Annotated in this window: 18 protein-coding genes and 2 pseudogenes; 16 read left to right on the forward strand and 4 right to left on the reverse strand. The window is 69.7% G+C overall.

What is annotated here, in order from left to right; translation table 11 throughout:
• Positions 1 to 12 precede the first annotated feature (12 nt).
• The 6 genes and pseudogenes from recA to AC5Y6X_RS07670 all read left to right on the forward strand — a co-directional run bounded on the left by recA (position 13) and on the right by AC5Y6X_RS07670 (position 5851).
• Complete coding sequence (gene recA / locus AC5Y6X_RS07645; protein WP_499985672.1) at positions 13 to 2373, forward strand: intein-containing recombinase RecA; 2361 nt, start codon at positions 13 to 15, stop codon at positions 2371 to 2373.
• On the forward strand, positions 2345 to 2860 hold the full coding sequence (recX, locus tag AC5Y6X_RS07650) for a recombination regulator RecX (RefSeq protein ID WP_499985674.1): 516 nt from the start codon (positions 2345 to 2347) through the stop codon (positions 2858 to 2860). The genes recA and recX overlap by 29 nt, the downstream gene beginning before the upstream one ends.
• Positions 2861 to 2936: 76 nt before the next feature.
• Positions 2937 to 3089, forward strand: a pseudogene (locus AC5Y6X_RS07655) (type II toxin-antitoxin system VapB family antitoxin); the annotation flags it as partial.
• Between the two features lie 133 nt (positions 3090 to 3222).
• Positions 3223 to 3571, forward strand: a pseudogene (locus AC5Y6X_RS07660) (PIN domain-containing protein).
• Positions 3572 to 3710: 139 nt separating this feature from the next.
• A complete protein-coding gene (miaB, locus tag AC5Y6X_RS07665) occupies positions 3711 to 5222 on the forward strand; it encodes a tRNA (N6-isopentenyl adenosine(37)-C2)-methylthiotransferase MiaB (protein ID WP_499985676.1) in 1512 nt (503 codons plus the stop codon).
• Positions 5219 to 5851 carry an Rv2732c family membrane protein gene (locus AC5Y6X_RS07670; RefSeq protein ID WP_499985678.1) on the forward strand — a complete coding sequence of 211 codons (633 nt, stop codon included), beginning with the start codon at positions 5219 to 5221 and terminating at the stop codon, positions 5849 to 5851. The genes miaB and AC5Y6X_RS07670 overlap by 4 nt, the downstream gene beginning before the upstream one ends.
• Here the strand turns inward: AC5Y6X_RS07670 and AC5Y6X_RS07675 are convergent.
• Positions 5848 to 7197, reverse strand: a complete 1350-nt coding sequence (locus tag AC5Y6X_RS07675; RefSeq protein WP_499985679.1) for a DUF349 domain-containing protein — start codon at positions 7195 to 7197, stop codon at positions 5848 to 5850. The genes AC5Y6X_RS07670 and AC5Y6X_RS07675 overlap by 4 nt on opposite strands.
• Positions 7198 to 7549: 352 nt before the next feature.
• On the opposite strand from AC5Y6X_RS07675, the gene AC5Y6X_RS07680 reads away from it, so the two are divergent.
• The 7 genes from AC5Y6X_RS07680 (at position 7550) to AC5Y6X_RS07710 (ending at position 16483) form a co-directional block, all read left to right on the forward strand.
• A complete protein-coding gene (locus AC5Y6X_RS07680; RefSeq protein WP_324680507.1) occupies positions 7550 to 8500 on the forward strand; it encodes a DMT family transporter in 951 nt (316 codons plus the stop codon).
• A gap of 28 nt (positions 8501 to 8528) precedes the next feature.
• The gene (locus AC5Y6X_RS07685; protein WP_499985681.1) at positions 8529 to 9218 is read left to right on the forward strand and encodes a class III extradiol ring-cleavage dioxygenase family protein; all 690 of its coding nucleotides are present in this window, start codon (positions 8529 to 8531) and stop codon (positions 9216 to 9218) included.
• A 6-nt stretch (positions 9219 to 9224) separates the two neighbouring features.
• The gene (gene miaA / locus AC5Y6X_RS07690; RefSeq protein ID WP_499985682.1) at positions 9225 to 10145 is read left to right on the forward strand and encodes a tRNA (adenosine(37)-N6)-dimethylallyltransferase MiaA; all 921 of its coding nucleotides are present in this window, start codon (positions 9225 to 9227) and stop codon (positions 10143 to 10145) included.
• 60 nt (positions 10146 to 10205) lie between these two features.
• Positions 10206 to 11090, forward strand: coding sequence for a diaminopimelate epimerase (dapF, locus tag AC5Y6X_RS07695; protein ID WP_499985684.1), 885 nt, complete (start codon positions 10206 to 10208; stop codon positions 11088 to 11090).
• 46 nt (positions 11091 to 11136) lie between these two features.
• Positions 11137 to 12591 (forward strand): GTPase HflX, encoded by a 1455-nt coding sequence (gene hflX / locus AC5Y6X_RS07700; RefSeq protein ID WP_499985685.1) that lies wholly within the window; start codon positions 11137 to 11139, stop codon positions 12589 to 12591.
• A gap of 79 nt (positions 12592 to 12670) precedes the next feature.
• A complete protein-coding gene (locus AC5Y6X_RS07705; RefSeq protein WP_324680497.1) occupies positions 12671 to 13831 on the forward strand; it encodes an acyl-CoA dehydrogenase family protein in 1161 nt (386 codons plus the stop codon).
• A 486-nt stretch (positions 13832 to 14317) separates the two neighbouring features.
• Complete coding sequence (locus AC5Y6X_RS07710) at positions 14318 to 16483, forward strand: sunset domain-containing protein (protein WP_499986468.1); 2166 nt, start codon at positions 14318 to 14320, stop codon at positions 16481 to 16483.
• A 44-nt stretch (positions 16484 to 16527) separates the two neighbouring features.
• Here AC5Y6X_RS07710 and lexA read toward each other — a convergent pair whose 3' ends face one another.
• The gene (gene lexA / locus AC5Y6X_RS07715; RefSeq protein ID WP_324680493.1) at positions 16528 to 17232 is read right to left on the reverse strand and encodes a transcriptional repressor LexA; all 705 of its coding nucleotides are present in this window, start codon (positions 17230 to 17232) and stop codon (positions 16528 to 16530) included.
• Between the two features lie 326 nt (positions 17233 to 17558).
• Between lexA and AC5Y6X_RS07720 the strand changes: the two genes are divergently transcribed.
• From AC5Y6X_RS07720 to AC5Y6X_RS07730, 3 genes are all read left to right on the forward strand, one after another.
• A complete protein-coding gene (locus AC5Y6X_RS07720; protein ID WP_324680491.1) occupies positions 17559 to 18053 on the forward strand; it encodes a LysM peptidoglycan-binding domain-containing protein in 495 nt (164 codons plus the stop codon).
• 157 nt (positions 18054 to 18210) lie between these two features.
• Positions 18211 to 18675, forward strand: a complete 465-nt coding sequence (gene nrdR / locus AC5Y6X_RS07725; RefSeq protein ID WP_324680489.1) for a transcriptional regulator NrdR — start codon at positions 18211 to 18213, stop codon at positions 18673 to 18675.
• Between the two features lie 48 nt (positions 18676 to 18723).
• Positions 18724 to 19209: a peroxynitrite isomerase gene (locus AC5Y6X_RS07730; RefSeq protein WP_324680486.1), complete on the forward strand. Its 486-nt coding sequence runs from the start codon at positions 18724 to 18726 to the stop codon at positions 19207 to 19209.
• A gap of 11 nt (positions 19210 to 19220) precedes the next feature.
• Here AC5Y6X_RS07730 and AC5Y6X_RS07735 read toward each other — a convergent pair whose 3' ends face one another.
• Positions 19221 to 19907: a PhzF family phenazine biosynthesis protein gene (locus AC5Y6X_RS07735; RefSeq protein ID WP_499985689.1), complete on the reverse strand. Its 687-nt coding sequence runs from the start codon at positions 19905 to 19907 to the stop codon at positions 19221 to 19223.
• Positions 19908 to 19940: 33 nt separating this feature from the next.
• Positions 19941 to 20972, reverse strand: coding sequence for an alpha/beta fold hydrolase (locus AC5Y6X_RS07740; protein WP_324680482.1), 1032 nt, complete (start codon positions 20970 to 20972; stop codon positions 19941 to 19943).
• Positions 20973 to 21002: the final 30 nt, after the last annotated feature.

The following is a 21002-nucleotide window of genomic DNA, read 5'->3' on the forward strand; positions in this document are numbered from 1 at the left end:
AGGAGAGGCACCATGACGCAAGCCCCCGACCGCGAGAAGGCTCTCGAGCTGGCGATGGCCCAGATCGAAAAGAGCTACGGGAAAGGCTCGGTGATGCGTCTCGGCGACGAGATGCGTCAGCCGATATCGGTCATCCCGACCGGATCCATCGCACTGGACGTGGCCCTGGGCATCGGCGGCCTGCCGCGCGGCAGGGTCGTGGAGATCTACGGTCCGGAGTCCTCGGGTAAGACCACCGTCGCGCTGCACGCGGTGGCCAACGCCCAGGCCGCCGGCGGCGTCGCGGCGTTCATCGACGCCGAGCACGCCCTGGACCCCGACTACGCCAAGAAGCTCGGAGTCGACACCGATTCGCTGCTGGTCAGCCAGCCCGACACCGGTGAGCAGGCGCTGGAGATCGCCGACATGCTGATCCGCTCCGGCGCGCTGGACATCCTGGTCATCGACTCGGTGGCGGCGCTGGTGCCGCGCGCGGAGCTCGAGGGCGAGATGGGCGACAGCCACGTCGGCCTGCAGGCCCGGCTGATGAGCCAGGCGCTGCGGAAAATGACCGGCGCGCTGAACAATTCGGGAACCACGGCGATCTTCATCAACCAGCTCCGCGAAAAAATCGGGGTGATGTTCGGCAGTCCAGAAACGACGACGGGCGGAAAGGCTTTGAAGTTCTACGCGTCGGTGCGCATGGACGTGCGCCGGATCGAGACGCTCAAGGACGGCACCAACGCGGTCGGCAACCGCACCCGGGTCAAGCTCGTCAAGAACAAGTGCCTCGCCGAGGGCACCCGGATCTTCGATCCGGTCACCGGTACGACCCACCGCATCGAGGACGTCGTCGATGGGCGCAAGCGGATCCATGTCGTGGCTGCGGCCAAGGACGGAACACTGCATGCGCGGCCCGTGGTGTCCTGGTTCGATCAGGGAACGCAGGATGTGATCGGGTTGCGGATCGCCGGAGGCACAACCGTGTGGGTCACGCCCGATCACAAGGTGCTGACAGAATACGGCTGGCGTCAGGCCGGGGAACTCCGCAAGGGAGACCGGGTGGCGCAACCGCGGCGCTTCGAGGGATTTGGTGACCGGGCGCCGATCTCGGCGGATCATGCACGGCTGCTTGGCTATCTGATCGGGGATGGCTACGTGGGGGGTAAGACCCCGGTCAACTTCATCAATATTCAGCCGGCACTCATTGATGACGTGACCCGAATCGCTGCCGAACTCGGTTGTGCCGCGCACCCGCAGGGGCGCATGTCACTGGCGATCGCTCATCGACCTGGTGAGCGCAACGGTGTCCTCGACCTTTGCCGGCGGGCCGGTATCCACGGCAAGCTTGCATGGGAGAAGACGATTCCGAACTGGTTCTTCGAGCCGGATATCGCCGCCGACGTAGCCGGGAATCTGCTCTTCGGCCTGTTCGAGAGCGACGGCTGGGTGAGCAGGGAACAGACCGGGGCGCTTCGCGTCGGTTACACGACGACCTCCGAACAGCTTGCGCACCAAATCCATTGGCTGCTATTGCGATTCGGTGTCGTGAGCACCGTTCGAAATTACGATCCCACCCAGAAGCGGCCGAGCATCGTCAACGGCCGACGGGTCCAGAGCAAGCGCCAGGTGTTCGAGGTCCGGGTTTCCGGTATGGAAAACGTCACGGCGTTCGCCGACGCAGTCCCCATGTGGGGGCCGCGCGGTATGGCTCTTACGAAGGCCATCCCAGAAGCCATGCAGGGCCGCCGACGGGGGTCGCAGGCGTCATATCTGTCGTCGGAGATTGCCGATGCCGTGCTCAACTATCTTGACGAGCGTGGCGTGACCGCGCAGGAGGCCGCGGCAATGATCGGTGCCGGCGCCGGCGATCCTCGAGGCGGCATGAAGCAGGTCTTGGGTAGCAGCCGTCTCCGCCGGGACCGTGTGCAGGCGCTGGCGGATGCCTTGGATGACAAGTTTCTGCACGATGTGCTGGCGGAAGAGCTCCGGTACTCGGTGATCCGGGAAGTGCTGCCAACGCGGCGGGTACGGACGTTCGACCTCGAGGTCGAGGAACTGCACAACCTCGTCGCGGAAGGCGTTGTCGTGCACAACTGCGCCCCGCCCTTCAAACAGGCCGAGTTTGACATCCTCTACGGCCGGGGCATCAGCCGGGAGGGCTCGCTGATCGACATGGGCGTGGATCAGGGCTTCATCCGCAAGTCCGGTTCCTGGTTCACCTACGAGGGCGAGCAGCTCGGCCAGGGCAAGGAGAACGTCCGCACCTTCCTGATGGAAAACGCCGACGTGGCCAACGAGATCGAGAAGAAGATCAAGGAAAAGCTCGGCATTGGCGCGGTCGTGACGGATGATCCCTCCGGCGATGTCCTCCCCGCTCCCGTCGACTTCTGAGCCATCGCGCGAGGAGCAGGCGCGGGCGTTGTGCCTGCGCCTGCTCACCGCGAGGTCGCGCACCCGCGCCGAGTTGTCCAGTCAGCTGGCCAAACGCGGTTACCCCGACGACGTCAGCGCCCGGGTGCTGGACCGGCTGGCCGCCGCCGGCCTGGTGGATGACGCCGACTTTGCCCAGCACTGGGTGCACTCCCGGCGGGCCAACGTGGGGAAAAGCAAGCGCACGCTGGCCGCGGAGCTGCGCACCAAGGGCGTCGACGACGACGTGATCACCACGGCGCTGGCCGGGATCGACACCGGCGCCGAGCGAGACCGGGCCGAGCAGCTGGTGCGGGCCAGGCTGCGACGGGAGACGCTGAGCCAGGTCGACGCGAGGGTGAGCCGCAGGCTGGTCGGCATGCTGGTGCGGCGTGGCTACGACCAGAACCTGGCGTGTGAGGTCGTCCTTGCCGAGTTGGCCGCCGAACGGGAGCGCCGACGCGTCTGAGGAGGAGCGTGTTGGCGATATATGCTGAATTCATACATCACCAACAATTCATACATCACCAACGTTGGAGGCTGTCGTGTCGGTGACGCAAATCGACCTCGACGACGACGCGCTGGCCGAAGTCATGCGAATCGCCGGAGTGCATACCAAAAAGGAAGCAGTGAACCTCGCGATGCGGGACTACGTCGAGCGATTTCGGCGCATCGAGGCGCTGGCCCGGTCTCGCGAGCACGCAAAGGGTTGGGATTATGAAGGCTGGCTCGCGGCACGCGCCGACGAGAAGGCCATTGGGTCTTGATCTCCTTTCTTGCGGATTCGTCTGCGGTTTGGCGCCTCCAACGACAGCCTGAACTCAGCGAGGAATGGAGTTTTTCGCTTCTCAGTGGGGCTGTCGGATCGTGCCAACCGCAACGGGCCGAGTTTTGTCGGTCGGCGCGGAATGCAGAAGAGTTCGACCAGATGAGTCAGATGTTTGGTGACGTCTATCCCGATGTGCCCGTGCCGAAATCCGTATGGCGGTGGATAGATTCGGCGCAGCGCCGGCTCGCAGAAGTGGGTGCTGTGCGGGCCTTGTCAGTCGTCGATCTGCTGATCTGCGGCACCGCGGCGGCTAAAGGTCTAGTGGTCCTCCACGATGACGCCGATTACGAACTCGCAGGGCGCCACCTGCCCGACGTCAGAGCGCAACGCGTGGTTCGCGCGGAACTATAGCCGCGGCTCGGACGGTCGGCACGGCGCCGCTGCGACGTGGAGGCTACCTCGCTTCGACACCAGCGTGCTTCCGTCGTTCGGGCTACCGCGATCGCTCCCGGGCCGCTAGTCAGCTTCCCGACCGCCGTACCATGGGCCCGTGACCAACCCGGTGACTTCGCTGGCGGCTCCGGCCCGCACCTACCAGGTGCGCACCTACGGCTGCCAGATGAACGTCCACGATTCCGAGCGGCTGGCGGGGCTGCTGGAAGCGGCCGGCTACCGGCGGGCCGCCGACGGCTCCGACGCCGACGTGGTGGTGTTCAACACCTGCGCCGTGCGGGAGAACGCCGACAACAAGCTGTACGGCAACCTCAGCCACCTGGCCCCGCGCAAGCGCGGCAACCCCGAGATGCAGATCGCGGTCGGCGGCTGCCTGGCGCAAAAGGATCGAGACGCGTTGCTGCGCAAGGCGCCGTGGGTCGACGTCGTCTTCGGCACGCACAACATCGGATCGCTGCCCACGCTGCTCGACCGGGCCCGGCACAACAGGGTCGCCCAGGTGGAAATCGCCGAGGCGCTGCAACAGTTCCCGTCATCGCTGCCGAGCGCCCGCGAATCCGCCTACGCCGCATGGGTTTCCATCTCCGTCGGCTGCAACAACAGCTGCACCTTCTGCATCGTCCCGGCGCTGCGCGGCAAGGAGGTCGACCGCAGTCCGGCCGACATCCTCGCCGAGGTGCAATCGCTGGTCGACGACGGCGTGCTCGAGGTCACGCTGCTGGGCCAGAACGTCAACGCCTACGGGGTCTCCTTCGCCGACCCCGAGCTAACGCGGAATCGCGGCGCGTTCGCCGAGCTGCTGCGGGCCTGCGGGGGAATCGACGGGCTGGAGCGGGTGCGGTTCACCTCGCCGCACCCGGCCGAGTTCACCGACGACGTCATCGAGGCGATGGCGCAGACGCCGAATGTCTGCCCCGCCCTGCACATGCCGCTGCAGTCGGGATCCGACCGGGTGCTGCGCGCGATGCGGCGGTCGTACCGCGCCGAGCGCTACCTCGGCATCATCGACCGGGTCCGGGCGGCCATGCCGCACGCCGCGATCACCACCGACCTGATCGTCGGGTTTCCCGGCGAGACCGAGGAGGACTTCGCGGCCACGCTCGACGTGGTGCGGCAGGCTCGGTTCGCGGCCGCGTTCACCTTCCAGTATTCGAAGCGGCCCGGCACCCCGGCCGCCGAACTCGGCGGACAGATTCCGAAACCCGTTGTGCAGGAACGCTACGAGCGGCTGGTCGAGCTGCAGGAGCAGATCTCGCTGGAGGGCAACCGGGCGCTGATCGGACGGACCGTCGAGCTGCTCGTCGCCACCGGCGAAGGACGCAAGGACGCCCGCACTTCGCGCATGACCGGTCGCGCCCGCGACGGCCGGCTGGTGCACTTCGCCGTCGACGCGCCCGGGGACGTCAGGCCCGGTGACATCGTCACCACGGTGGTCACCGACGCCGCGCCGCACCACCTGATCGCCGACGCCGGGGTGGCGACCCACCGCCGCACCCGCGCCGGCGACGCCCACGCCGCCGGGCGGCGCCCGCGCGGTGTCGTCCTCGGCATGCCCGGTGTCGGGCCCTCGGTCGCGGGACCGGTTGAGCCGCTCGGGTGCGCCCGATGAAGAAACAACAGAAGAAAGAGCACGTCGACATCGACGCCCTGCGTTCCGAGATCGAGGCCGCCGAACGCCGCGTCGCACGCGAGATCGACCCCGGCCCAAGGGGATTCGTCGTCGCCATCCTGGTGTTCGTGCTGCTGGGCTCGTTCATCCTGCCGCACACCGGCGCCGTGCGCGGCTGGGATGTGCTGTTCAGCAGCCACGGCGCCGGCGCGGCCGCGCTGGGCCTGCCGTTGCGGGTGTTCGAGTGGCTGGCGCTGGTGTTCGGCGTGGGATTCTCAATGGTGGCGTTGCTGACGCGGCGATGGGCGCTGGCCTGGGTCGCGCTGGCGGGCTCGGCGATCGCCAGCGCCGCCGGCCTGCTGGCGGTGTGGTCGCGCCAGACCGTGGCCGCCGGTCATCCGGGCCCCGGTGTGGGGCTGATCGTCGCGTGGATCACCGTGATCGCGTTGAGCTTTCACTGGGCCCGCGTGGTGTGGGCGCGCACCGTCGTGCAGCTCGCAGCCGAGGAGCAGCGGCGCCAGGCCGCGGCACGCCAGCAGTCCAAGACACTGCTGGACAGCCTGCAAGCCGACGACACGCCCGACGAACCGGCCGACAAACCGGACGAGCCCGAAAACCCCGAAAACTAGGACCTGCGGGTCAGCGCCTCGGCGGCCGCGTCGGCCCACTGCCGCCACTGCTCGGCGTTGGCCTTGGCTTCCTCGGCTTCCTTGGTGCGGCCGGCCGCCTCGGCCTTGCGGGCCTGCTGCTCGTACTGCTCGGCACGGGTCGCGAACTGCTCGGCGCGCGCCTGCGCCTGGGGGTCGGACCAATCCGCGTCGCCGGCGTCGCGCACCCTTTTCTCGACCGCGCGCAGCCGCCGCTCCAACTCGGCGGACCGTTCCCGGGGCACCCGGCCGATCGCGTCCCACCTCTCGACGATCGACCGCAGCGCCGCCCGGGCCGCGTCGTGATTGCCGGTGTCCAGCTTCTCCGCCTCGGCCAACAGCGCCTCCTTGGCGGCGGCGTTGGCCCGCAACTCCGCGTCCTTTTCCGCCGTCGCGGCGTTGCGCGCGGTGAAGAACGTGTCCTGCGCGGCCTTGAAGCGGCGCCACAGCGCGTCGTCGACGTCCCTGGAGGCGCGTCCCGCGGCCTTCCATTCGCTGAGCAGCTTGCGGAATTCCGCGCTCGTCGCGGTCCAGTCCGTCGAGCCGGACAGCTGCTCGGCCCGTTCGCAGAGCCGTTCCTTGGACTCCCGAATCCCCGATCGCTCGCGGTCCAGCTCGGCGAAGTGGGCCCCTCGCCGCCGGTTGAACGCTTCCCGCGCCGCGGAATAGCGCTTCCACAGCGCGTCGTCGACCTTGCGGTCCAGGCCGCTGATCGTCTTCCACTCGTCCAGGATTGCCCGCAGCCGGTCGCCGGCGGCCTTCCATTGCGTCGAGTTGGCGGCCAGGTCCTCGGCCTCGGCAGCCAGCGCCTCCTTGCGGGCGGTCTGGGCGGCGCGATGCTCCTCGCGCCGGGACTTGTCCGCGGCGACCGTCGCCTCGGCGTGCTCGAGAACCGTCGTCAGCCGGCGCGCGAGCGCGTCGATGTCACCGAGCACGCACGCCGTCGGCAACGATTCGGCAAGCTCGGCCGCGTGGGCCTTGATCTTGCGGGCATCGCCGGTGCCCGACGCCAGCCGCTCCTCCATGAGCGTGATCTCGGTGCTCAGGTCCTCGAAGCGCCGACCGAAGTGGGCGAATGCGGCCTCGGCGTCGCCGGCCTGCCAGGACCCGACGACGCGTTCGCCGGCCCCGCTGATCAGCCACACCGTGCCGTCGTCGTCGACGCGCCCGAACCGATGCGGATCGCTGGACAGGGGCGCGGGCACCGGGTGGGGGACGGGCCGGGCCCCCGAGCTGACAGGCCGGGGACCGGGACGCGGTCCGGGACGCGGCGACGGCTTGGGTGAATCCTTGGGTGAATCTTGGCCCCGGGGTTCGTCAGCCGTCATCGCTCGTCACCTGCCCTGCCGCGCGTAGCGGCGCCCATACAGCTATTTCCTAACCGTTTCCAACAGTATTCAAGCAGCTTGCCGGGCGGCGCGCCGCCACCTTGGTCGGTGCCCACCCGTGGCCGCATGCGAGCCCCCGCTATGGTGGTTGCCGGCGTTGCGCAAAGCCGGCCGGTGCACGGGTTCGAGGCGTAACTGGCGTAACAATCGACAAAATTGGCGTAACGATTGATGGGTCGCCGCCTTCCGGCCGGGGTCGACGGGGCCGCTGTCGAACTACAGTGGGCGTGAACTCGTAGAAAACGGCACGTGTACGCAAAGCTTTTCGGGGAGCGCTGGTGAGGGGGTGCCCATGTCCAAAGTGGACATCGCGGCTTTGATCGCGTTGTGCGCCGCGCTGTCCTCCGCCGTCGGCGATGTGATCCGGCAGCGCTCCGCACAGGAAATCACCGACAAAAAGGTAGGACACCTCGAGCTGTTCCGCATGTCACTTCGTGACAAGCGGTGGTGGTTGGGTGGTGCGGCGGCGATCGTCAACTACAGCCTGCAGGCCGGCGCTCTGGCGTGGGGTTCGGTGGTGCTGGTGACGGCGCTGCAGGTGACGGCGCTGCTATTCGCCCTGCCCATCTACTCGCGGCTGACCCGGCACCGGGTGACCCGCTGGGAATGGGTGTGGGCGATCGTGCTGGCCGGCGCGTTGGCGGTGGTCATCATCGTCGGCGACCCGAAGTCCGGCCTGCAGCGAGCCCCGGTGTCCACCTGGATCATCGTGGGCTCGGTCATGGGCCCGGCGTTGGTGCTGTGCGTGCTGGGGGCCCGGGTCTGGTCGGGCCGTCCCGTCGCCGCGGTGCTGCTGGCCCTGGTGGCCGGGTCGTCGTTGGCGCTGTTCGCGGTGCTGACGAAGGGGCTCGTCGAGGTGCTCGAAGACGGCCTCGGGGCCGCGCTGACTTCGCCGGAGTTCATACCGTGGCTGGTGATGATGCTGGCGGGGATGATCTTCCAGCAGTCGGCGTTCCGCGCCGGCGCGCTGACCGCATCGCTGCCGACGATGACCGTGGCCAAGCCGGTCGTGGCCGGCGTGCTCGGAGGGATCCTCCTCGGCGAGACGTTCGACGTCGCAGGGCCCGAGGTGATCGTCCTGATCGGGGCGGTGGCTCTGGTGATCATTGCCACGGTTGGGCTGGCTCGCGGGGAGGCCGCGACGATGGCGGCGGGGACGGGGCAAGACGTCCCACGCGACGAGCAGCACGAACCGGCCGCAGTGTCCCCGGCCGAGCCCGAGGAAACCCCGACCGTCACGTAGTGCGGTTGGCCCGCGTTAGTTTGGTGGCGTGCTGAGCGCCATCGCGATCATTCCCTCGGCGCCGGTGCTGGTCCCCGAGCTCGCCGGCGCGGCCGCCGCCGAGCTGGCCGACTTGTCCGCGGCGGTGCTGGCCGCGGCCGCCGTGCTGCCGCCGCGCTGGATCGTCGTCGGGACGGGCCGCGCTGACGACGTGCTGGGCCCCGACGCGACGGGCACCTTCGCGGGCTTCGGGGCGGACGTGCCGGTCCGGCTCTCGCCCCGGCCCGGGGACGGCCCGCCGGTCGAGATGCCGCCCTGCGCGCTGATCGCCGCCTGGGTCCGTGGCCGGCTCATGCCCGAGGCCGATGCGCGCGTCCACGTCTACCGCGGCGACCATGACGCCGGCGCCGCGCTGGCCGAGGGCAGGCGACTGCGCGCCGAGATCGACCGCGCGCCCGATCCGGTCGGCGTGCTGATCGTCGCCGACGGCGCCAACACCCTGACGGCGAGCGCGCCCGGCGGGTACCACCCCGGCGACGCCGACGCCCAGCTGGCCCTCGACGACGCGCTGGCCAACGGCGACGCCGCCGCGCTGAGCGCGCTGCCCCCGCAGATCCTGGGGCGGGTCGCGTTCGGTGTGCTGGCCGGCCTGGCCGAGCCCGGGCCGCGGTCGGCCAAGGAGCTCTACCGGGGCGCGCCCTACGGGGTGGGCTACTTCGCCGGCGCCTGGCAGCTCTAGGCAGCGATGAGACCGCTCGCGATCATCGGCCCCACCGGCACCGGCAAGTCGCAGCTGGCGCTGGACCTCGCCGAACGGGTCGAGCGGCTCGGCATCCGGGCCGAGATCGTCAACGCCGACGCGATGCAGCTCTACCGCGGGATGGACATCGGGACCGCCAAGCTGCCCGTCGAGGCGCGCCGCGGCATCCCGCACCACCAGCTCGACGTGCTCGACGTCACCGAGACCGCGACCGTCGCCCGCTATCAGCGCTCCGCCGCCGCCGACATCGAGGCGATCGCGGCCCGCGGCGCGCTGCCGGTGATCGTGGGCGGTTCGATGCTCTACATCCAGTCGCTGCTCGACGACTGGGCGTTTCCCGCCACCGATCCCGCGGTGCGCGCGCGCTGGGAGCGGCGGCTCGCCGAGGTCGGGGCGGGGCCGCTGCACGCCGAGCTGGCCCGGCGCGACCCCGCGGCCGCCGCGGCGATCCTGCCCACCGACGGCCGGCGCACGGTGCGCGCGCTCGAGGTGGTCGAGCTCACCGGCCGGCCCTTCGCCGCGTCCGCGCCGCGCATCGGCGCCCCGCGCTGGGACACGGTCATCGTCGGATTGGACTGCGACACAACGCTTCTCGACGAGAGGCTGGCGCGCCGCACCGACACGATGTTCGACCGGGGCCTGGTCGACGAGGTGCGCGCGCTCCTGCAGCGTGGTCTGCGCGAGGGGGTCACCGCGTCGCGCGCCCTGGGCTACGCCCAGGTGATCGCCGACCTCGACGCGGGCGGAAACGGCGAGGCGCGTGAGCAGACCTTCGTGGGCACCCGTCGCTACGTGCGCCGGCAGCGCTCCTGGTTTCGCCGGGACCACCGGGTGCACTGGCTGGACGCCGCCGATCCGGCCGGCCTCGTCGATGGCGTTACCCGAGCGTGGCGGCCCGTATCCTGAGCAGGTGATCCGCGCCGACGACGAAGATGCCGGTGCAGCCGGGATCGAGGAGTGGCGCACATGATCTTCGCCAAGGGCCACGGCACCCAGAACGATTTCGTACTGCTGTCCGACGTCGGCGCCGAACTGTCCCTCACCCCGGCGCGGGTGGCCGCGCTGTGCGACCGGCGCCGCGGACTGGGCGCCGACGGTGTGTTGCGGATCACCACCGCGGACGCCGCGGTGAGCGCCGGTGTGCTCGCCCGCCTGCCCGACGGCGTCGAACCGAACGACTGGTACATGGACTACCGCAACGCCGACGGGTCGACCGCCCAGATGTGCGGCAACGGCGCGCGGGTGTTCGCGCATTACCTGCGCGCCAGCGGTTTGGAGTCCCGCGGCCAGTTCGTGGTCGGGTCGCTGGCCGGACCCCGGCCGGTAACCCTGCACCGCGCCGATGCCACCGGCGCCGACGTCACCGTCGACATGGGCAAGGCCAACCGGCTGGGCAGCGGCGGGCCGGCCTTCGAGGTCGTGGTCGGCGGGCGGCGGTTCACCGGGCTGGCGGTCGACGTGGGCAACCCGCACCTGGCGTGCGTGGCCGCCGACCTGAGCGTCGACGACCTCGCGGCCCTGGACGTGGGCGCGCCCGTGCAATACGACCGTGCGCAGTTCCCCGACGGGGTCAACGTCGAGATCCTCACGCGGGCGGACGGCGGGCTGGTGCGGATGCGGGTGCACGAGCGCGGCGTGGGCGAAACCCGCTCGTGCGGCACGGGAACGGTCGCGGCCGCGGTCGCCGCGCTGGCCGACGCCGGCGCCGACACCGGCACGCTCACGGTCCGGGTGCCGGGCGGCGACGTCGTCGTCACCGTCACCGACGCCACCAGCTACCTGCGCGGGCCGTCGGTGCTGGTGGCCCGCGGCGAGATCAGCGAGGAATGGTGGTGCGCGCAGGAGCGTTAAATCAAGTGCGCTGCACCGATTTGGCGTGCACCATTGCTAATTGCCTATGACTCATCCCGAAACTCCCTTTCACGATCACCCGGATCCAGAGCCCAGTGCGGGCGAGCTCGCCCTCGAGGACCGATCGGCGCTGCGCCGGGTCGCCGGGCTGTCGACCGAGCTGGCCGACATCTCCGAGGTCGAGTACCGCCAGCTGCGGCTGGAGCGCGTGGTGCTGGTCGGGGTGTGGACCGAGGGCAGCGCGGCGGACAACCAGGCCAGCCTGGCCGAGCTCGCCGCGCTGGCCGAGACCGCCGGCTCCCTGGTGCTCGAGGGACTCATCCAGCGCCGCGACCGCCCCGACCCGTCCACCTACATCGGGTCGGGCAAGGCCGCCGAGTTGCGCGAGGTGGTCCTGGCGACCGGCGCCGACACCGTCATCTGCGACGGCGAGCTGTCCCCGGCGCAGCTGACCGCGCTGGAGAAGGCGGTGAAGGTCAAGGTCATCGACCGCACCGCGCTGATCCTCGACATCTTCGCCCAGCACGCCACCAGCCGGGAGGGCAAGGCGCAGGTCTCGCTGGCCCAGATGGAGTACATGCTGCCGAGGCTGCGCGGCTGGGGCGAGTCCATGTCGCGGCAGGCCGGCGGCCGGGCCGGCGGCAGCGGCGGCGGGGTGGGACTGCGCGGTCCGGGTGAGACGAAGATCGAGACCGACCGGCGGCGCATCCGGGAGCGGATGGCCAAGCTGCGCCGCGACATCAAGGCCATGAAGCAGGCGCGCGACACCCAGCGCAGCCGTCGGCTCGGCAGCGACATCCCGTCGATCGCCATCGTCGGCTACACCAACGCCGGCAAGTCCAGCCTGCTCAACGCGCTGACCGGGGCCGGGGTGCTGGTGGAGGACGCGCTGTTCGCCACGCTGGACCCCACCACCCGGCGCGCCGAGTTCGACGACGGCAGGCCGTATGTTCTCACCGACACCGTCGGCTTCGTGCGGCACCTGCCCACCCAGCTGGTCGAGGCGTTCCGCTCCACGCTGGAGGAGGTGGTCGACGCCGACCTGCTGGTGCACGTCGTCGACGGCTCCGACGTCAACCCGCCGGCCCAGATCGACGCGGTGCGGCAGGTGATCTCCGAGGTCGTCTCCGACTATGGGGCCGAGCACGATGGCGACCCGCCGCCCGAGCTGTTGGTGGTGAACAAGGTGGATGCCGCGAGCGATCTGATGCTGGCCAAGCTTCGGCACGGGCTGCCCGGCGCGGTGTTCGTCTCCGCCCGCACCGGCGAGGGGATCGACGCCCTGCGCCGCCGGATGGCCGAGCTCACGACGCCCGCCGACACCGCCGTCGACGTGGTGATCCCCTACGACCGCGGCGACCTGGTGGCCCGGGTGCACGCCGACGGGCGGGTGCAGCAGACCGAGCACAACCCGGAGGGGACCCGCCTGCGGGCCCGGGTCCCGGTGGCGCTGGCCGCCAGCCTGCGCGAGTTCGCCGCCAACGGCGACCCGGCGCAATAGCCGACGTGCCCAGCCGCCGACCAACCGTCTGGTTGGTATATGTTGGGCGGCAGAGTTCCCGTTCGCCCGGAGGTCAGCCATGAGCAGTGCCGTCAAGTACCAGCGCACTCTTTTCGAGCCCGAGCACGAATTGTTCCGCGAGTCCTACCGGACCTTTCTCGAGCGCCACGTCGCGCCGTATCACGAGGAATGGGAGAAGGCCAAGATCGTCGACCGCGGCGTGTGGCTCGAGGCGGGCAAACAGGGCTTTCTCGGCATGGCGGTGCCCGAGGAGTACGGCGGCGGCGGCAACCCCGACTTCCGGTACAACACGATCGTCACCGAGGAGACCACCGCCGGGCGCTACAGCGGGATCGGGTTCGGGCTGCAGAACGACGTGGTCGCCCCGTACCTGCTGCGGCTGGCCACCGAGGAGCAGAAGCAGCGCTGGTTGCCCAAGTTCTGCAGCGGGGAGCTGATCACCGCCATCGCGATGACCGAGCCGGGCACCGGCAGCGACCTACAGGGCATCAAGACCCGCGCCGTCAAGCAGGGTGATCACTACGTGCTCAACGGCTCAAAGACGTTCATCACCAACGGGATCAACTCGGACTTGGTGATCGTGGTGGCGCAGACCGACCCGGACCAGGGGGCACACGGCTTTTCGCTGCTCGTCGTCGAACGCGGCATGAAGGGCTTCGAACGCGGACGGCACCTGGACAAGATCGGGCTGGACGCCCAGGACACCGCCGAATTGTCGTTCACCGACGTGCACGTTCCCGTCGAAAACCTGCTCGGCGAGGAGGGCAAGGGCTTCATCTACCTGGTGCAGAACCTGCCGCAGGAACGGATCTCGATCGCCATCATGGCGGCCGCCGCGATGGAGGCCGTGCTGGAGGACACGCTGCGATACACCAAGGAGCGCAAGGCCTTTGGCAAACCCATCGGCAGCTTCCAGAACAGCCGCTTCGTGCTGGCCGAGCTGGCCACCGAGGCCACCGTGGTGCGCGTCATGGTCGACGAGTTCATCCGGCTGCACCTCGAGGAGAAGCTGACCGCCGAACAGGCCGCGATGGCCAAGTGGTACTCCACCGAGAAGCAGGTCCACCTGATCGACCGCTGCCTGCAGCTGCACGGCGGGTACGGCTACATGCGCGAATACCCGGTCGCGCGTGCCTATCTCGACGCCCGGGTGCAGACGATCTACGGTGGCACGACCGAGATCATGAAGGAGATCATCGGGCGCAGCCTCGGGGTCTAGCCTCCGCGGCGGCCCCGTCGGCGCGCCGTTGGCGAACGCAATCGTGTTGACAGGCAACGACTCCGTCGTCGCGTCGTTTGGTCCGCGGCACATTCGCGGGCAAATTCAACCGTGCGCCGATCGGTGTTTTGGCCGGGTATATCCCGCTTCGATCGACGGCCTCGCGTACCGTCGGCGCATGCGTTTTGCTGCCCGCACTCCGGTGATGACGCGCGACCTGCGGACCGAATGGTCGCGACATGGCTGTGGCCCCGCATCATTTCGACATCGGAGTGATATCCGTTTTCGTAAAATTCGTGATTTGGCTTCGAATTCTCCGGTCGCTGGAGCAAAGTTATGCGAGCCCGGCGATAACGCGTACCGATGCGGGTTGCCAACTCGCGGTGGGGGTATCACCCGCTCGCAGGGTCTGCAGGGTGCGGGCATGGCCGCAACAAGGGGCATATCCGTCGGCTGGGAGGCTTGGTGAAACCGCAGAGAGGTCCACTGCGCAGGCTGTTCGGGCGCGCGCTGGTGAGCATGGCGGCCGCGGTGGTGGCCGCGGCGTTCCTGGCGCCCACGGCCTCGGCGTCCCCGATCGGCGACGCCGAGGCGGCCATCATGGCGGCGTGGGAGAAGGCCGGCGGCGACAGTTCACCCCTGGGCCCCAGGAAGGGCGACGTCTACCCGGTCGGCGACGGGTTCGCGCTGGACTTCGACGGCGGCAAGATGTTCTACACCACCGACACCGGCGCCAAATTCGTCTACGGGCCGATCCTCGACAAATACGAGGCGCTCGGCGGCCCGGCCAACAGCGACCTGGGATTTCCGACCATCAACGAGGTCCCCGGCCTCGCCGGGCCGGACAGCCGGGTGGCCACGTTCTCCGCCAGCGACAAGCCGGTGATCTTCTGGACGTCCGAGCACGGCGCCTTCGTGGTGCGCGGCGCGATGAACGCCGCGTGGGACAAGCTCGGCAGCTCGGGCGGCGTGCTCGGCGCCCCGGTCGGCGACGAGACCTACGACGGCGAGGTCACCTCGCAGAAGTTCACCGGCGGCCAGATCTCCTGGAACCGGAAGACCAAGGACTTCAGCACCACCCCGCCGGCGCTGGCCGACCAGCTCAAGGGCCTTCAGGTGGCGACCGATCCCACCGCGGCGATCAACATGGCGTGGCGCGCCGCGGGCGGCGCCTCGGGTCCGCTGGGCGCCAAGCAGGGCGGCCAATATCCCATCGGCGGCGACGGGATCGCCCAGAACTTCGCCGGCGGCAAGGTGTTCTTCAGCCAGGCCACCGGCGCGAACGCCATCGAGAGCGACGTGCTGGCCAAGTACGAGTCGCTGGGCGGGCCGGTCGGCAGCGACCTGGGCTTCCCGATCGCCAACGAGTCCGACGGCGGCGTCCCCGGCAGCCGGGTCTCCGCGTTCGCCGCGGCCGACAAGCCGGTGATCTTCTGGACGTCCCAGCACGGCGCGTTCGTCGTGCGCGGCGCCATGAAGGCGGCCTGGGACAAGCTTCGCGGCCCCGGCGGCAAACTGGGCGTGCCGGTCGCCGATCAGGCGGTGGACGGCGACGTGATCTCCCAGAAGTTCGCCGGCGGCAAGATCTCGTGGAACCGCGCGAAGAACACGTTCGCCACCGAGCCGTCCAACCTGGCGCCGCTGCTGTCCGGCCTGCAGGTGTCGGGCCAGAACCAGCCCAGCGGCGCGGCGATGCCTCCCCACGCCAAGAAGTTCGCCTGGAACTGGTGGTACCTGCTGGCGCTAATTCCGATCGCGGCATTGTTCGCGGTGTTGGGGTATGTGGTGGTCGGGGCGCGCCGCCGTCGCACGGCCCGGGAGCTCGCCGCCTACGAGTTCGACCGCGACGTGGACGTCGGTGGCTACGACGCCGACGACAGGTGGGGCCACGAGGAAGCCGATGTCGCCGCCGAGCACTATGGCTTCGGCGAGCCGCGGCCCTCCGAGGAGGAGCCGGTGGGCGCCGGGTCGGCGCGGGTCAGCTGGTCGCGGGGCGACGAGGCCGGGGACGAATACGGCGGCGAATGGCCGTCCGGGTCCAGGGAGGATGAGCAGGAGGACCCCGACGCGGTCGACACCGATTCCATACCCGTTGTCGCGGAAGGTGTTGTGGCGCAGGGTGTTCGGGCCGAGCCCGAGCATCCCGAAGCCGCCCCCGAAGACGTCCTGGAAGCCGCCTACCCCGATGAGGAGTACCCGGAGGCCGCCGACATCGAGGCCGCCTACCCGGACGTGGCCGTTCCGCATGCCCCCGCGGATGCCGCCCATCCGGACGAGGCCTACCCCCCGGCGGCGCCCGAGGCGGTCGATTCGGGCGCCGGGTACCCGGACGTCGCGGTTCCGCACACGGCGCCGGATGTCGCAGCGCCGGGCGCCGTCACGCCCGCCGCCGCCCCGCGGTCCGGGCGGCACGCGGCCGTCGACACCGAGGAGGAACCGGCCGGCGCGGGACTGGGCTCACCCGGGCGCCCGACCATCCACCTGCCCCTGGACGACCCGTATCAGGCGCCCGAGGGATATCCCATCAAGGTCAACGCCAGCTTCGGCCTGTACTACACCCCCGACAGCGGGCTCTACCAGGACACGCTGGCCGAGCTCTGGATGTCCAGCGAGGAAGTCGCCCAGGTCAACGGCTTCACCAGGGCGGACTGACCCGCGAACGTCTCAATCTCGTTGCCGCACAATAAGATTCCGCGTCAGATCTTGCGAATCACCGTGACGACCTTGCCGAGCACGGTCGCGTCGTTGCCCGGGATCGGATCGAACGCCGGGTTGTGCGGCATCAGCCACACCTGACCGCCCGCGCGCTTGAACGTCTTGACGGTGGCCTCGCCGTCGATCATGGCGGCGACGATGTCGCCGTTGTCGGCGACATTCTGCTGCCGCACCACAACCCAGTCGCCGTCACAGATCGCGGCCTCGACCATCGAGTCGCCGACGACCTTGAGCAGGAACAGCGCGCCCTCGCCGACCAGCTCACGGGGCAGCGGGAAGACGTCTTCGACCGCCTCCTCGGCCAGGATCGGCCCACCGGCCGCGATGCGCCCGAGCACGGGCACGAAGGTGGGTTCCGGCAGGGCGTCCGAGCCGGCGACGTCGGTGACGGGCACCGCGACGGCCGGGGTGTCCTCGACACCGCGGACGTCGACGGCCCGGGGACGGTTCGGGTCGCGGCGCAGGTACCCCTTGCGCTCCAGGGTGCGCAGCTGGTGGGCCACCGAGGACGTCGACGTCAGGCCGACGGCGTCACCGATCTCCCGGATGCTGGGCGGATAGCCGCGGCTGGTCACCGACTGCCGGATGACGTTGAGGATGGTGCGCTGCCGCTCGGTAAGCGATGGATCCACGGAATGCAACCGGCCGGCCGCGCCGGCGGCTGAAGTGTCGTTGCTGTCGCTCATGGCACTGAATGTAGCCGCCCGGCGGCCGATAATCAAACATGTGTTCGAGTCGCGTGTCGCCCGGGCCGACACCGGGCCGGAACAAGGCCTAAAGACCCTAGGGATGGTGCGTCAAGACCCTACGGCGGGTGAATTACACGTGTGTAACTTTTGCGGGTATCGGGTATTTGTGCTGCATGTCAGGAGGAGGCACCGACGCGGTTTGTCGGTGGTGTGGTTTAGCGTTTGGCTCGTCCGACACGCTTCGCTCAAATGTTCGGGTTTCGAACGGGTGAGCGAATATAGTCGAACACACGAGCGAGGACCAGTTGACCGGAGGAACGCACATGACAGTCATCCACACACTCTCGCCGCGCACCAGCGGCATCCGGCGCCCGGCCGGGGCGCCGGCCGACGGGCCTCGCCACCAGGGGGAGCGCCCGGTCCGGCCCCGCCGTCCGGGCAGCTCACGGCCCGCCGGGGCGCCGCTGCGCTACCACGGCACCGGCGTCGCGATGTCGGTCGCGCCGCATCGCAGGCGGCCCGTCACGATGCTGACCACGGTCGGGCTGGCGCTGCTCGCCGGCGCGATCACGCTGTGGCTCGGCCTGGTCGCGAACCTCGGCCAGCTGGCCAACGGCGACTCCGGCGGTTCGGCCGCCCCGGTGCCCGACAAGCTGGCCGTCGTGCGCGTCGAGGCCGGGGAGTCCCTGCAGGACGTCGCGCACCGGGTGGCGCCGGACGCGCCCGCTCGCCAGGTTGCCGACCGGATCCGCGAACTCAACGACCTGAACTCGCCGGCGCTGGCCGCCGGGCAGACGCTGATCGCCCCGGTCGGCTGACGGCGCCCCGGTGCACTGCGAAAGCCGCAGCGGGCCAAGGCCGCTCGGTCCTCGCGGCGACGGGCGCGCGCGCACCGCGGTTGCGTTGGCCTCCCGGGGCGGCGCACGGGTACGCTCGGACTGTTCCGCGAGGTGTCAGCACGGCGAAGGAGCGGCCATGCACTGCCCGTTCTGCCGGCATCCCGACTCCAGGGTGATCGACTCGCGGGAAACCGATGAGGGCCAGGCCATTCGGCGCCGCCGGTCCTGCCCCGAATGCGGCCGCCGGTTCACCACCGTGGAAACCGCGGTCCTGGCCGTGGTCAAGCGCAGCGGGGTGACCGAGCCGTTCAGCCGGGAGAAGGTCATCAAGGGGGTCCGCCGCGCCTGCCAGGGCCGCCAGGTGGACGAGGACGCACTCAACCTGCTGGCCCAGCAGGTCGAGGACACCGTGCGGGCCGCCGGTTCGCCGGAGGTCCCCAGCCACGAGGTCGGCCTGGCCATCCTCGGGCCGTTGCGCGACCTGGACGAGGTGGCCTACCTGCGATTCGCGTCGGTGTATCGGTCGTTCTCGTCGGCCGACGATTTCGAGCGCGAGATCGAGGCGCTGCGCGCGCACCGCAAGGTGTCCACGCCGAGCTGACCCACCGGCGTCCCGGGGGCCAGTGCCCGCCGGACTACGCTGTTTTTCATGCCTGCCGACTTGCATCCCGATCTCGAGGCCCTGGCGCCACTGCTCGGCACCTGGGCCGGTCGAGGCGCCGGCGAATACCCCACGATCCAGCCCTTCGAGTACCTCGAGGAGGTCGTGTTCTCCCATGTGGGCAAGCCGTTTCTGGCCTACGCGCAGAAGACCAAGGCGGTGGCCGACGGCAAACCCCTGCACGCCGAGACCGGCTATCTGCGGGTGCCGCAGCCGGGTCAGGTCGAGCTGGTGCTGGCCCACCCCAGCGGCATCACCGAGATCGAGGTGGGCACCTATTCGGTGACCGGCGGCGTCATCGAGGTCGAGTTGTCCACCACCGACGTCGGATTGACCCCGACCGCCAAAGAGGTGTCCGCGCTCGGACGCTCCCTGCGGATCGACGGCGACGAGCTGTCGTACTCGGTGCGGATGGGCGCCGTGGGGCAACCCATGCAGCATCACCTCTCCGCGACGTTGCACCGCAAGGCCTAAACCGCGCGCGCTCAATTCACCTGTGTCACACCGTCGTTGACGACGCGCCCGGCCACCCGCACCCAGCCCTCGGGACTCCAGATGGTCTCGATCCTCGACCCGTTGCCCTGCGTGATGTGCAGGTCGCGGCTGAGGTGGTCGGTGATGCGGATCGCCGCGGAGCCCGTCGCCTCGTCTTCCGGCACACCGAGATTCGCGGCGAACATGCGGGCGCGCAGTGACCCGGCGGATTCGTCGGTCCACGCCCACAGGTAGTGGGCGGTGTCGTCGGGATAATCGGCGGGGTCGGCGGCCAGCAGCTCGTCAACCGAATCGAGTTCGTGGACGAACAATTCGGGGGCCCACTCCGAGCGCGCGCTGATGACCGTGAGGTCGCCCTCGTAGCCGACCTGCACCACGCCGGCCGGCACCCGCAGCGTGTTGATCGGCGTGCCCCGGTCGCGCAGCCACCAGGAAACGCCGACGGTCGGATGTCCCGCGAACGGGATCTCGGTTCGCGGCGTGTAGATCGTGGCGTGCGCGGTGGTGGAGCCGGCGGCGGGCAGATCGACGAATATCGTTTCGCTGTAGCCCAATTGGGTGGCCAGCCGCTGCCGGTCGCGGGGTTCGACCTGGGCCGCGTCCACCACGCCGAGCGGATTGCCGAAGTTGCGGTCCGGATCGGTGAACACGCGCAGCACCGTCACGTCGATACCCATGGACCGACTGTACGACCCAGGGGCAAGCGATGATCAGGTGGCGCTGCGTTCGTCGGAGCCCATGGCGTTGAGGACCGCGACGCGGGTGCCGGCGGGACCGGTGACGGTCCGCTCGCCGCTGCCGGTGCGGAGCAACTCGCGCAGCGCGGCCGGGTCGTATTCGGCGGGCTCGGTGGTGTCGACGAAGCGCTGCACGACGTCGATGAAACGGGCCGGGTCGTCGTGGAAGGGGAAGTGGCCGGAGCGCTGGAAGATCTCCAGCCGGGAGCCGGGCATCGCGGCGTGCGCCATGTGGGCGTGCCGGACGGGGACGACGACGTCGCGGCTGCCCCAGATGATCTGCACCGGGATGGCTTCGGTCAAATAACATCGGTCCAGCATGGTGACGATCTGTCCCCGCCAATCCACCACGGCCCGCAGGGTGCGGCTGAACGCCGCCGAGGCCGTCGGCTCGGGCAGGTCGTCCAGTATCCGCAGCACGTTGGGCAGGTCACGCCCCAGGTCGGTGGATCCGATCGCCAGGCCCGCCAGCCGCCCCGCCAGCTGAACCGCCGGCAGCACCAGGGGCAGCCGCAGCAGGGCCAGGGCCTCGCTGCCCATCGGCAACGAGGCCAGCCGGAAGACGACGTTGACGTCCTTGGTAACCCCGCCGGCGGCGACCAGGATCAGCCGGTCGACCAGATGCGGGAACTGGTAGGCGAATTGCATCGCCACGCCGCCGCCCAGCGAATGACCCACGATGGTCACCCGCTCGATGTCCAGCACGGACAGCAGGTCGCGCATCCCGTTGGCGTAGGCGGCAACCGAGTAGTCGGCGCGGGGCTTGTCGGACTGCCCGTGCCCGAGCAGGTCGGGGGCGATCACCGTGAACCGCTGGGCGAGCTTGGCCTGCACGGTGTTCCAGGTGGTCGAGTTGTCGCCGATGCCGTGGATCAGCAGCAGCGCCGGCCCGGACCCGGCGACCCGGAACGCCCGCTTGTAACCGTGGATGGTGCGGAACTGCAGGGTCGGCGCGGTCACTTCCCGCACCGGGCGAAGATTGCTCTTGCGCTTCCGCTCCGTCATCCCCGCCCACCTAGTCGTCAGCCGGTTGCG

It is taken from the genome of Mycobacterium sp. NGS26 (assembly GCF_059813025.1).

Coding starts and splice junctions, on each gene's coding strand:
- AC5Y6X_RS07730 (WP_324680486.1), top strand. CDS start 18,724: ATGCCTGCCGACTTGCATCCCGATCTCGAGGCCCTGGCGCCACTGCTC.
- lexA (WP_324680493.1), bottom strand. CDS start 17,232: ATGAGCGACAGCAACGACACTTCAGCCGCCGGCGCGGCCGGCCGGTTG.
- AC5Y6X_RS07680 (WP_324680507.1), top strand. CDS start 7,550: ATGTCCAAAGTGGACATCGCGGCTTTGATCGCGTTGTGCGCCGCGCTG.
- AC5Y6X_RS07675 (WP_499985679.1), bottom strand. CDS start 7,197: ATGACGGCTGACGAACCCCGGGGCCAAGATTCACCCAAGGATTCACCC.
- recA (WP_499985672.1), top strand. CDS start 13: ATGACGCAAGCCCCCGACCGCGAGAAGGCTCTCGAGCTGGCGATGGCC.
- hflX (WP_499985685.1), top strand. CDS start 11,137: ATGACTCATCCCGAAACTCCCTTTCACGATCACCCGGATCCAGAGCCC.
- AC5Y6X_RS07735 (WP_499985689.1), bottom strand. CDS start 19,907: ATGGGTATCGACGTGACGGTGCTGCGCGTGTTCACCGATCCGGACCGC.
- nrdR (WP_324680489.1), top strand. CDS start 18,211: ATGCACTGCCCGTTCTGCCGGCATCCCGACTCCAGGGTGATCGACTCG.
- dapF (WP_499985684.1), top strand. CDS start 10,206: ATGATCTTCGCCAAGGGCCACGGCACCCAGAACGATTTCGTACTGCTG.
- AC5Y6X_RS07720 (WP_324680491.1), top strand. CDS start 17,559: ATGACAGTCATCCACACACTCTCGCCGCGCACCAGCGGCATCCGGCGC.
- recX (WP_499985674.1), top strand. CDS start 2,345: ATGTCCTCCCCGCTCCCGTCGACTTCTGAGCCATCGCGCGAGGAGCAG.
- AC5Y6X_RS07705 (WP_324680497.1), top strand. CDS start 12,671: ATGAGCAGTGCCGTCAAGTACCAGCGCACTCTTTTCGAGCCCGAGCAC.
- AC5Y6X_RS07670 (WP_499985678.1), top strand. CDS start 5,219: ATGAAGAAACAACAGAAGAAAGAGCACGTCGACATCGACGCCCTGCGT.
- AC5Y6X_RS07740 (WP_324680482.1), bottom strand. CDS start 20,972: ATGACGGAGCGGAAGCGCAAGAGCAATCTTCGCCCGGTGCGGGAAGTG.
- miaA (WP_499985682.1), top strand. CDS start 9,225: ATGAGACCGCTCGCGATCATCGGCCCCACCGGCACCGGCAAGTCGCAG.